Origin of the sequence: Haliscomenobacter sp. (assembly GCF_965225875.1) — a bacterium.
Taxonomy (GTDB): Bacteria; Bacteroidota; Bacteroidia; order Chitinophagales; family Saprospiraceae; genus Haliscomenobacter.
Genome location: NZ_CBDDBS010000001.1, coordinates 281,087 through 293,326 on the forward strand (window position 1 = coordinate 281,087; position 12,240 = coordinate 293,326).

The window sequence follows — 12,240 nt, forward strand, 5'->3', positions numbered from 1 at the left end:
AAACCCGTAGCCATGATGATTCGTTTCACTCCAATTTTTCTCCTTCTCTTCCTGGTGCCAACCATACGAACCAACGGCTGTGGCACTTATTTTCACCACGAGCAATACCGCATTGCCTGGTTCAACCCCTTGTTGATCAACGATGCAGCACTACGGGCTTTTCACTACAACACCTATTTTGAGTTTCAATACCCGGCTGATCCCGAGCAGCTCGATTACCGGCGCAACTGTCAGGAGTGGGCTACCTACCTGGGGCCGGAGGTAAAGGAAGCCGATGTGTTACAAATTTTGTACAAAATCGGCCCCGAACGATTCCTCAACATCCTGGATGAAGGCCAACTCGGTACTCGGTTCAAGAACAACACTTTTATCCAACAGCTCCTCCAGCCCAGCCACGCTGAAGCCCTGGCTTACCTGAATTTGGCGATGCGCGCCGAGTTTGCCCATTTTTCCAGCACGGACCCCTGGGGACTCGAAGAGGAAGATTTTGATTTTTTCAAACAAATCACCCCAATCATCCAGGAAGCCAAGCAAAAAGTAAAAAGCCTCAATGATCCCTTTTTGCAGCGCCGCTACGCTTATCAATTGGTGGTGCAGTACCGCTACGCCGAAAATGCTGATGAGTGCAGCAGCTACTGCGACGAGTATTTTGCCTGGGACAGCAGCCCGAGTATCCTGGTTCCCTGGGCCCAGTACCACAAAGCCGAATGCCTGATCACCCAAAGCAACATTGCCGAAGCGAATTACCTCTTGTCGAAGGTGTTTGCCCAATGTGAATCCAAAAAATTGCGGGTATTCCAACTTTTTGACCTGGAAAAACTGGACGAGACCTGGCGTTATGCCAAAACTGCCCCGGAAAAAGCCATGCTCCATACCCTGGTTGGGCTGATGACTTCGGGTAGGGCCCTGGATCAAATCCAGCAAGTGATCCAATTGGACCCAGGTTCTCGTTTCCTGCCGCAGTTGATCACCCGCGAAATCAACAAGCTGGAAGATTGGATGCTGACCCCCCAACTCACCTTTTTTGAAGGAGGAAGCCACACTTTTTCCTTTGAACAAGATGAGGACCCCGACAATTTTATGCCGGGAGAAAGTATGGGCTTACTGGAAAAAGACATTCCTTACCTCCGCAAAAACCTGGCAAAAGACCATATTTACCTCAAAGAATTGATTCAGGTACTAGATAAGTGGAGCAAAAACCCAGCGGTAAAAAAGCCGGATTTTGCCCACCTGGCCCAGGCTCAACTGTATTACCTGGATCAGCAACCCGTTCAAGCGGAAGCGCAGCTCAATCAAATCGCAAATCGTGGGGATGCTCGCATTCAATTGCAAAAACAACTCATTCAGTTGCTGATTATGCCCCAACAAATGAATATCCTCGGTGCTGAAGCCAAAGACGAAATTGCACGGGGGCTCAGTCGGCTAAAGGAATTATTGCCTCAAAGTGATGAAAGCAGCCGCCTTTACCCCAAACTTATGCTGTATTTTTCCCGCATGTACCAGCAAAAAAACGATGGGCTTTTTGCGGGGCTCTTTTACAATCGCAGCGTCACCATCCCCAAAAACAACTACGAAAGTTGGGACCAATATTACCAAAGGATCAGTTATTTTGAACGTTTTGCCACTTTAGCCGACCTGGATGCCTTGATTGCCTTGCACCAAAAAAAGGAACAATCGGCTTTGGAAAAAATGCTCCTGGTGCCACTCGACCCTTGGGAAAAACTGCCTTATTACTATGATGGAGACGATGAGGAATACAAACCGAAAATAGTCGAATCAGCCCCTTCTCTGGATCAAGCCTATGAATTAAAAGGAACCGTTGCATTCCGGCAAAATAAATTGGAAGAAGCCTTGGCTGCTTTCGAGCAACTTCCAGATGATTATTGGGAAAAAAATTACGCTTTTAGTGGCTATCTCTATCAAGATCCCTTCGCCAGCACCAAAACTTATCCATGGGAAGGTGAAACCATGGAGCCTTACAACAAAAAAGTCATCCTGCGGCGCATGCTGGAACTACAAAAACAAGCCGAACAGCCCGGTCCGCAACAAGCCGAGGCCTGCTATTTATTGGGCAATGCTTATTATAATTTTACTTACTGGGGTAAAAACTGGATGATGTTCGCCTATGGCAAATCCGTGGGTGAGTTGTACCATTCACCCTATGTTGCGTGGGAGAATTATTCCTTTGCACCCAATTCGAAGACTTACTTCAAGGAGTACTTCCTGCTCAGCCGGGCCAACGCTTATTACCAAAAAGCCTTCAAAGCCAAACCCAATGAAGATTTGGCGGCACGGATCACCTTTATGTTGGGCACCTGCGATAAGTATGCCCACCATGACTTTGACCACCCTTACTGGGAAGAAGATGAAACTGAGCCCTACATTTCCCCAATTTTCAATACCTTTCGCGATCAATTCGGACATACCGAGGTTTTTCAAGATTGCCTCAATACTTGCCCGGAATTGGCCGATTACTTTAAAAAATAGGTTGAGGAGTTGAGAAGTTGAGGAGTTGAGGCTACCGCAAGAATGGGTTTGAGTGTGATGTGTGCGTGTGAAGGTGTGCATGTCGCTCGCGGTAGCCTAAACCTCTCAACTTCTCAACTCCTCAACTGTATAGCTTTCGCCTGCAACATGAACCTTTTTCGACTCTGCACAAGTACACTACTGCTACTTGTAACTTTTTCGCTTTTTTCCCAAAAGAAAAACGCCAACTTTGAATACCACATCCACCGCGCCGACAGCCCACTCAAAATAGACGGCAGTGGCGATGACCCCGCCTGGAGCAAGGCGGAAATGGTGTCCGATTTTTACATGGTACTCCCCATGGATACCAGCAAAGCCAAGGTACGCACGGAAGTACGCATGTTGTACGACGATCAAAACATGTACCTCTTGGCCGTTTGTTACGAAAAATTGGATGGGCCTTATATGGTGGAATCCTTGCGCCGCGATTTCAATTTTGGCCGCAACGACAATTTCCTGCTCTTCATGGATCCCTTCGACGACCTCACCAATGGATTTACTTTTGGCTCCAACGCCGAAGGTGCACAATGGGATGGTTTGTTGTTTGAAGGCGGAAGCGCCAACTTGAGCTGGGACAACAAATGGACTTCGGAAGTAAAAGCCGAAGAAGACAAATGGACTTTTGAAATGGCGGTGCCTTTCAAAACCCTGCGCTACAAAAGTGGGATCACCCGTTGGGGCATTAATTTTAGTCGATTGGACCTCAAAACCACTGAAAAATCATCCTGGACACCCGTCCCACGTCAATTTCCAACCGCCTCATTGGCGTATACAGGCACCCTGGTTTGGGACGAACCACCACCACCTGCAGGGGCTAACTTTTCAGTTATTCCGTATGCTCTGGCCAATACTTCAAAAGATTACACCAAATCTGGCCCAGGAAAAACATCAGGAGATGTGGGCGTAGATGCCAAAATCGCCATCACTTCCGCGCTGAACCTCGACTTGACGGTCAACCCCGATTTTTCGCAGGTAGAAGTAGACCGCCAGCAAACCAATCTCGATCGTTTTGAATTGTTTTTCCCGGAACGGCGGCAGTTCTTTTTGGAAAACGGGGACTTGTTTACCAACGTGGGGTACACCAACATTCGCCCCTTTTTCTCGCGCCGCATCGGTTTGAATACGCCTATCCAATATGGTGCCCGTTTGAGTGGAAAATTGAATAAAAACTGGCGCATCGGCTTGATGGACATGCAAACCAATGCGGATGAACAAGGTACACCTCGCCAGAACTTTGCCGTTTTGGCGCTCCAACGCCAGATTTTTGCCCGCTCCAACATCACGGCACTGGCCATCAACAAAGAAACCCTGGATTTTGAAACGGTCACTGATCCTACCAAAGTACGCAAGTACAACCGCAACCTAGGTTTTGAATACAACCTACTCTCCTCCAACAACATCTGGAAAGGAAAACTGATGTACCTCAAATCCTTTTCGCCAGGCGTCAACAGCAAGGATCAGGTCATGGCCGCCAACCTGGCCTACAATGCCCGCCGCTGGACTTACAGTTTTCAATACGAAAATGTAGGCAAAGACTACCGCGCCGAGGTGGGCTACGTGCCCCGCACTGGTTATCAATTCGTCAATGCGCAAGCCGGGTATTTGTTTTTCCCCAAATCCAAACTGCTGATCAATCATGGTCCACAGCTGATGTACAACCAGTACCTCAATCCCAGCGGGCAACAGACCGAGTTCACCCATGTATTCATGTACCGCTTCAGTTTTCAAAACCGAAGGGAACTTTTGGTGTGGACTGCCCGGGATTATGTCAAATTATTGGCGCCTTTTGATCCAACCAATTTTGCTGGGTATACCTTGGCAACTGGTACGGAGCACCACTGGGGTTCTTTTGGGGGTGACTTCACTTCCAAACCTCAAAGTGTATTTACTTACGCGGCTTCCTGGCGTTATGGGGGATATTACGGGGATGGTCGACGCTTGCGCCTGGGCGGAGAACTGGGTTACCGCCTGCAACCCATCGCTGCCATTACCATGAGTGTGAATTATAACCACCTGGATTTTGGTGATGCGGCGGTTTTACCGGAACAGTTGAAGAATTCCGATTGGGATTTTTGGTTGATTGGCCCCCGCATCGACCTCACGCTGACCAATAAGTTGTTTTTTACCAACTTCATCCAGTTCAACAACCAGAACAAAAACGTCAACCTGAACCTGCGGGTGCAGTGGCGATATAGTCCTGCTTCGGACTTCTTCATTGTCTATACGGATAATTATTATTCGGAGAATTTGCAGATTCGGAATCGGGCGCTGGTGGCAAAGTTAACTTATTGGTGGAATGGCTGAGCTCTCGGGCAGCCCTCAAGGCAGTCCCACGTGGGTACCCACCTAAATTAATCTAACGTGAGTTATGAATTAATTTATTTTTTACCGCAGAGTTTCGCGGAGTACACGCAGAGTTTCTCGGAGTTTTTAGTTTTGGGAGTTTCGCCACCTTTGGTGGCTGGAGGTCGGGTACGTTTAAAATTTGATTGTTTTGCATGGGGGTTCATTTACTCCACCTCTGTGTAATCTTTGCCACCGAAGGTGGCCTAAACTCTGAGAAACTCTGTGTGTACTCTGCGAAACTATGCGGCTAAAACACGTTTGAGGTATGAGATAAATTGTTCGAAATCTCATTCACCCCTTGATATTTAAGAAAAATGATTCAAAATTCACGTTAATCTACTACTTCAAATTTGCTGTACCGAAAAACCCTGGCTGGCGCTGGTTTTTCCGGTGTTTTTTGCTCATGAAATCGAGGGATTCCCTTTTTAAGGTAAAACTGCCCGGTTAAACGAAGGTTCTTTTCAAAATGGTCTTTTTCAAAATATTGTTCAGGTAGTTTTAGCTTAGCATTGGCGGGTTCGATAAAAATGCAATCCTGCTCCCGAATTTCATAATTCAGGTCATTTAGGGCATATTTGGTTTCAATAAAATTGGCACAATCGCAAGCCCAATTGATGTAATTCACTTCAATGGTTTCGGTAGTTGCTGATAGTTTGTAAGGGCGATCGAGAAAAGTGGGGGTGGATTGGAGGTAGAAATTGAGTGCCAGTCCGATAATAAAGAGTAAAAACAAAAGCATCATCAATAAACTACTGGCTATCAGCTTTTTCATACATTACACCATGAGATATGTTATTGAGATAGTTCCAAATTTGACCTTATAATTGGAATTAAGTGCCCAAAATGGATAGATAATTCCAAATATCACCCCCATATTTGGAATTAAGTCCTCAAAAAAGGGAGATAATTCCAAATATATCCCTCGCAACCTCCCCTACTCCGCTAATTCGTTCAAAGATTTCCCCTTCACCACAACATCCTGTAATACCGCTTCGCCATGGTACACCTTCACCAAGGCATAGCCTTCCCCTGCCTCGCGATAAATCTTTTCTGCTTCCGGTGCCTTGCTTTCCTCCATAAAAAATTTGCTAAAGGGGTAATAAACCGTCACTTGATCGCCATAAATGTAAGTGATTGTCGCTTTGACAAACAGTTCGCTCACCGCAGGCCGCACCGCACTAAGGCCTTTGATGCGAGCAAAGCCCTGGGCATCCCGGTCCAAGAGTACAAAGACCGGGTCATTGCGTTTCCATTTGGTTGCTGACTTATCCACAAATTGGTTGGCCATAAAGTTGAGCGCCACATAGCGCCCCCGAAATGGATCGGCAGGGTCTACCGGACGGGTTTCAAACTTGAGCGTGGTGCCCAACCACAACACTTTATTGCTGTCAAAAACCAGTTTAGCTGGAAAGGACAATTGGAGCAGTGCCAGTAGCACGAACAATCCAAAACGCAGTTGAGTAGTCATGCTTTTTTCTTTTTGATCAACCAATAATTGCTCAGGAAGAAGCCAACCCCTACCACGATGAACAAGATTCCCCGTACTACGAAGTCGATTTTGAGGTCAAAAAATCGGCAAATCAACAATCCGGTGATGGTCAATAAACCAATATTGAGAGTGGTGATGGAATTGGTCCGACTGCCCTCCAGCACAGTGGCAATGCCCATGCCCAGCAATAACAAATTCGTCACGATTGCACTAATCAGCGGATAAAATAGCGCAAGGAAAAAGAGGAATGCAAAAACAAAGGGCAACAAGTTAAAGGGGCTAAAAACTTTAATTTTGGTTCGAAAATGCAGCCAAAGTAACAAAGCAAGGTTCAGGACAGTGAGCAACAAAAACAAGTGAAATTCTTGAGCGCTCGCCCAAGCCTCCGCTTTAAAATGAGAGTGCAAATTCTTCCAGGCCCACCCAAAACTAAACCACAACAACAAGCCCAAAGGCCCCAGTTTACCCGCCATTTGATACCCTGAAATATGGCTCACCGGATTCCATTGCTTGATCCAGGTGCCTACCAGATGCAACAACCCAAACAAACTGAAATAAGCCAGAAACATCCAGGATGATTGCTGGTACGACTCCGTGCCCAATACCACCACCAACGACATGGGCACCAGAAAATGATGAAAATTGGCAAAATTACTGGCTGCCGCTCGTTTGCTCAATTGGTAATAATAAGGCAATGCCGCCAGTACAAACAACCAATACCAGGGGCTCGCCGTTTTCCCCCATTCAAAATATCCTGCTTGGCAACCGTAATACGTGATGCCACACCAGAACAACAAAGATGCCATCGAGGAGCGCAACAAATACATCAGCGGCAAACTCAACAAGGTCCACCAAAACAGGAAGGAACTTAGATCCCCCAACAAATGATAAATCTGGCTCACTAGGGAAATACAGGCCCCCAGGGCAAAAATCAGAAACACCGCACTGGCTTCCTGCCAAACTACATTGCCCGGCTTGCGCAAAATGGTAAACCCGGCAAACAATTGCCCAATCAGCAGTGGCAAAAAGGCAATAATGGTTTTGGTGAGTTGGTTGAAATTGTCCCAGTTGTGTGCCACAATCAGGATAATGCCCAAACCCGTCAGCAAGGCCCCCAGGATGCCGAAAGCAATCAGAATCCAGTTGGGTCGTGATTCTCTCTTCTTTTTGAAATAGGCTTCAATGGCATCAGCCGTCTCAACGGTGATGATTCCGGCTTCGATGAGCTCGGCAAGATCGGAGATTAGGTTTTTAGGCATAACAGGGTTTGTAGGTTAAAAATAGGGAAGGGTTGAGGAAGGTTGAGATGGTTGAGATGGTTGAGACTGCCGCAGCAATTTGAATGCGATCACGTCTAAGTTGCTGCGGTAGCCTCAACCATCTCAACCTTCTCAACTAACTCACCATCCAATTCCATAATCCTCCCCGTGATTGCTCGAGCCACCCCAAAAACTGCCGTGCTTCCAGTCAAAAAAGATGGCATTGATGGGGCCGGAGGTACGGGCTTCAAAACTCATTTTATAGCCCATTTCCTGCAAAGCTTTGCGGGTCCAGGGGGGGGTGTTTTCATTCAGCAGGATTTCCCCCGGTTTGGTATCGTGGTTGTCAAAAGAGCTGCGCATCTGGAAGCTGTTAATGTTGGGGGCTTCGCAGGCTTCTTGCACGTTCATGCCGAACTCCACCACATTCAAGAAAAATTGCAGGAGGTTTTGGTCCTGTGAGTCGCCACCTTGTACGGCAAAGGACAAAAATGGCTTACCATCCTTCATGGCCAAACTCGGCGTGAGGGTTACCCGGGGGCGTTTGCCGGGTTCAACCACGTTAAATGGGTTTTCGGCTGGGTCCAGTACAAAGGCTTGCATCCTCTGGCTCATCCCTACGCCCGTTTTTCCGGCAATCACGGCGGGCAACCAGCCACCACTGGGGGTTACAGAAACCACCCAACCTTCTTTGTCGGCGGCCTGGATGGAGGTTGTTCCGGCATAAAAACCCGCCAGGTAATTGGGATCATTCAGTGCACTGCCACGAGGATTTTCAAGCGCTGAAGTCGCTGGGCTGGCGCTCCATTTTTCCAATACGGGCAAAAATGGGTTGGTTTTACCTTCAAAAGGATATGGATCTCCCGGTTTGACCTTAGGATCGTTTTTTTCCAAATTAATCGCCTTGAAGCGCTGCTTGGCATATTCTTTGGACAACAGGCCTTTGATGGGTTCTTCCGGGCCTGTGTATGGATCACCGTAGTAAAAATCCCGATCGGCAAAGGCCATATTCATTGCCTGGTACACCGTGTGGATGTACTTGGCGGTGTTGAAGCCCATACTTTTGAGGTCGAAATTTTCGAGGATGTTGAGGGCTTGTTGCATGGCGGGGCCTTGGGTCCATTGGCTCAATTTGTATACCTGGATGCCCCGGTAATCAACCACAGTAGGTTCTTCGATGAGTACTTTCCACTTGGCCAGATCCTGGGTAGTAATCAAACCACCTTGCTCCTGACAGCCGCGTACAAATTCCTGGGCGATGTCCCCTTTGTAAAAACGTTCATTGGCGGCATAGATGGCCTCTTTGCGGGACTTGCCTGCTTTGAGGGCGGCTTGTTCGGTATCGACCAGTTTTTGCAGGGTTGCCAACAAGTCGCTTTGTTTAAATATTTCACCTGCATGAGGCGCCTCCCGGGCTTCTCCTAGATGAGGTAGAAACACCTTCTTGGAATAAGGCCAATCCTTCAGTTTATTTTTGTTGCGCTCCATCATGTCGGCCGTTTGTTTCTCAATGGGATACCCTTCGGCGAGTTGCATAGCGGGAGCAAAAACTTCTTTCAGACTCATGGTGCCGTATTCGGCCAGCATGGTCATCAAGCCACCGGGGGTACCAGGAGTCACGGCTGCTAAAGGGCCATCTCCGGGAGGGTATTTCAGACCTTTGTTTTTGAAAAAATCCGCGGTGGCTCCCGTTGGGGCTACACCAAGCGCATTGATGGCAATGACCTTTTTGGTCTTGGGATTGTAAATCAGGGCCTGGGTTTCTCCACCCCAGCTCAGTACATCCCACATCGTGCAGGTGGCGGCCAACATGGCGCAAGTAGCGTCAATGGCGTTGCCTCCTTTTTGAAAAATCATCGACCCCGCCGTTGCGGCCAGTGGTTTGCCCGTGATGGCCATCCAGTGGCGGCCGTGGAGGACGGGTTTTTGGGTAGGTTGAGCGTGGAGGCTCAGAGCCGTAGCCAGAAATAAAAAGCCTAGAATTAATTTGGTTCTCATGGTCCTTGTGCTAATGTTTGATCTAATCAAGGTCGGAAGAATCCCCGGATTTTCCAATAAAGTAGAACAGACCCTTACGATTATTTCCACAAAAGTCTATTTTTATCCTTCGCAGTCCATAAACCTACACCAAGATGAAAATCCAGTATCGTATCTGCTATGCTTTGGTTCTTTTTTTGAGCCTTACTCCTACCCTATCCGCCCAACGCACCTATTGCAACCCCATCAACATCGATTACGGCTATACCCCCATCCCCAATTTTTCGGAATGGGGCCGCCACCGGGCTACTGCCGACCCGGTGATTGTCAACTACAAAGGTGATTATTACCTCTTTTCCACCAACCAGTGGGGATATTGGTGGAGCAGCGACATGCTCAAATGGAACTTTGTGCCTCGCCATTTTTTGCGCCCCGAACACAAGGTTTACGACGATTTGTGCGCCCCGGCGGTGGGCATTATTGGGGATACCATGCTGGTCTTTGGTTCCACTTATGGTCGCGATTTTCCGATTTGGATGAGCACTGATCCGAAAAACAATAAGTGGAGCGAAGCAGTCCATAAATTTGATATCGGTGGCTGGGATCCCGGATTTTTCACCGATGATGATGGCCGTTTGTACATGTACAATGGTTCCAGCAATGCTTTCCCCTTGAAAGGAGTAGAGCTCGATCGCAAAACACTACAACCCTTGGGTACCCGCACCGAACTCTTTGTGCTCCGCCCCGAGCGCTTCGGCTGGCAACGTTTTGGCGAACACATGGACAATACCTTCCTCAATCCGTTCATGGAAGGTGCCCACATGACGAAACACAATGGCAAATATTACCTGCAATACGGTGCACCGGGCACCGAATTCAGCGGCTACGCTGATGGGGTGGCGGTTTCTAGCACTCCACTTACCGACAACTGGACTCACCAAAGTGATCCCCTTTCTTTCAAAGCGGGCGGTTTTGCGCGTGGTGCCGGGCACGGGGCTACTTTTCAGGACAATTGGCAGAACTACTGGCATGTATCGACCATCGTGGTGGCGGTAAAAAACAACTTCGAGCGCCGCATTGGCATCTGGCCCGCAGGATTTGACAAGGACGATGTGATGTATTGCAGTACCGCTTTTGGGGATTACCCACACTACATTCCGGCTGGGAAAGCCGATCACCTCCAGAGTCGCTTCACGGGCTGGATGTTGCTCAATTACCAAAAGCCGGTGCGGGTATCCTCTTCACTAGGGGGCCATTCTGCCAATTTTGCGGTGGATGAAAGCATCAAAACCTACTGGTCAGCGGCTAGCGACGCGGCGGGGGAATGGCTGGAAAGTGATTTGGGCGAGGTTTCTACCATCCGGGCCATCCAGATCAACTACGCCGATCAGGACGCACAATACCTGGGTAAAAGCAGCAATGTAGCGCACCAGTACATCCTTTATCACTCCAAAGACGGGAAAAAATGGGAAATTCTGGCCGATAAAAGCCAGAATCAAACGGATGTGCCGCACGAGTACCTTGAACTGGTGCAACCCATCGAAGCGCGTTATGTGAAAATTGAAAACCGCAAGGTGCCAAGTGGCAAATTTGCGCTGAGTGGTTTGCGGGTTTTCGGGAAAGGGAAAGGTAGTATTGCTCCTGCCCCCAAACAGTTCTTCGTGCTCCGCACCGAACTGGACAAACGCTCCGCCTGGATCAAGTGGTCGCCCGTCGACAATGCATACGCTTACAACATTTATTACGGCACTGCACCGGATAAGCTGTATACCTGCATCATGGTTCACGATGCCAATGAGTACTGGCTCAAAACCTTGGACAATCAGAAGACTTATTATTTCTGTATTGAAAGTGTGAATGAAAATGGGGTGTCGGAAAGGTCGGCGGTGAGTAAGGTGGAGTGAGCTACAATATGAGAAGATGAATTAATGGTCTATAAAGCAATATGCAAAAAATGCATATTGCTTTATAGACCATTAATTTTGATTATCAAAGATTTAGAATCGTTAAACAGCCCAAAAAATGAAAAAAAATTCCTTTTTATTCCTTCTAATCACTCTTATACACCTCAGTTGCCAAAAGCAAAAATGCAACTGTGAATCTACCGAGAAACAAATCATACGAACCGACAGTATTGTTAAATCAATTCTAAATCAACCAGAAAATGGATTGAAAAAATACTGGGATCGATTTCAAGAACCTATGCTTTATGACCAAGCAGCTGAGTCATACCGATTTTCTATAGTTGGTCTATTATACGATTATTGCAAGATCTATAGGGTTGAGCACAAGAATCAGCAATACAAGCTCTATGTAAAAGAATATGCAGTAAGTACCACAGCAAGGTTCCGAGAAGATTCTCTGGTGAGTAGTTTTTCAAAGGCGATTTCCAAAACTCAATGGTCAAATATTTCCCATTCTTTTGAAGAAAATTGCTTCTGGACAATGCCTGTTGATATAAAAACGGACGATGGCTACCTGGATGGTTCGAGTTGGGCCCTTGAAGGGCAAAAGCAAAATAATTTTTGCACAGGCTCTAAGTTTCATGTAGTCCTTCGGAATTCTCCAAAATCATCGAAATTCCTAAAGATCTGCGAGGAGTTCATGGCTTTGGATTCACTTAATGTACGGAGGTTCTATTGA

At 47.5% G+C, this 12,240-nt stretch carries 8 protein-coding genes; 4 read left to right on the top strand and 4 right to left on the bottom strand.

Translation table 11 applies throughout. The annotated features are described in order from the left end of the window. Positions 1–12: 12 nt before the first annotated feature. Positions 13–2,487 (top strand): hypothetical protein, encoded by a 2,475-nt coding sequence (locus ACO08K_RS01060; RefSeq protein ID WP_421794531.1) that lies wholly within the window; start codon positions 13–15, stop codon positions 2,485–2,487. 147 nt (positions 2,488–2,634) lie between these two features. Next, positions 2,635–4,830 (top strand): DUF5916 domain-containing protein, encoded by a 2,196-nt coding sequence (locus tag ACO08K_RS01065; protein ID WP_421794532.1) that lies wholly within the window; start codon positions 2,635–2,637, stop codon positions 4,828–4,830. Positions 4,831–5,203: 373 nt separating this feature from the next. Here the strand turns inward: ACO08K_RS01065 and ACO08K_RS01070 are convergent, their stop codons facing one another. The 4 genes from ACO08K_RS01070 to ACO08K_RS01085 form a co-directional block, all read right to left on the bottom strand. Continuing rightward, on the bottom strand, positions 5,204–5,644 hold the full coding sequence (locus ACO08K_RS01070) for a hypothetical protein (protein WP_421794533.1): 441 nt from the start codon (positions 5,642–5,644) through the stop codon (positions 5,204–5,206). Between the two features lie 162 nt (positions 5,645–5,806). Further along, positions 5,807–6,340, bottom strand: coding sequence for a GDYXXLXY domain-containing protein (locus tag ACO08K_RS01075; protein ID WP_421794534.1), 534 nt, complete (start codon positions 6,338–6,340; stop codon positions 5,807–5,809). Continuing rightward, entirely contained in the window at positions 6,337–7,620 is a 1,284-nt protein-coding gene (locus ACO08K_RS01080; RefSeq protein WP_421794535.1) for a DUF2157 domain-containing protein, read from the bottom strand. The genes ACO08K_RS01075 and ACO08K_RS01080 overlap by 4 nt, the downstream gene beginning before the upstream one ends. A 141-nt stretch (positions 7,621–7,761) precedes the next feature. After that, complete coding sequence (locus ACO08K_RS01085; RefSeq protein WP_421794536.1) at positions 7,762–9,618, bottom strand: gamma-glutamyltransferase family protein; 1,857 nt, start codon at positions 9,616–9,618, stop codon at positions 7,762–7,764. 134 nt (positions 9,619–9,752) lie between these two features. On the opposite strand from ACO08K_RS01085, the gene ACO08K_RS01090 reads away from it, so the two are divergent. Beyond that, the gene (locus tag ACO08K_RS01090; RefSeq protein WP_421794537.1) at positions 9,753–11,501 is read left to right on the top strand and encodes a family 43 glycosylhydrolase; all 1,749 of its coding nucleotides are present in this window, start codon (positions 9,753–9,755) and stop codon (positions 11,499–11,501) included. Positions 11,502–11,619: 118 nt separating this feature from the next. Then, on the top strand, positions 11,620–12,240 hold the full coding sequence (locus ACO08K_RS01095; RefSeq protein ID WP_421794538.1) for a hypothetical protein: 621 nt from the start codon (positions 11,620–11,622) through the stop codon (positions 12,238–12,240).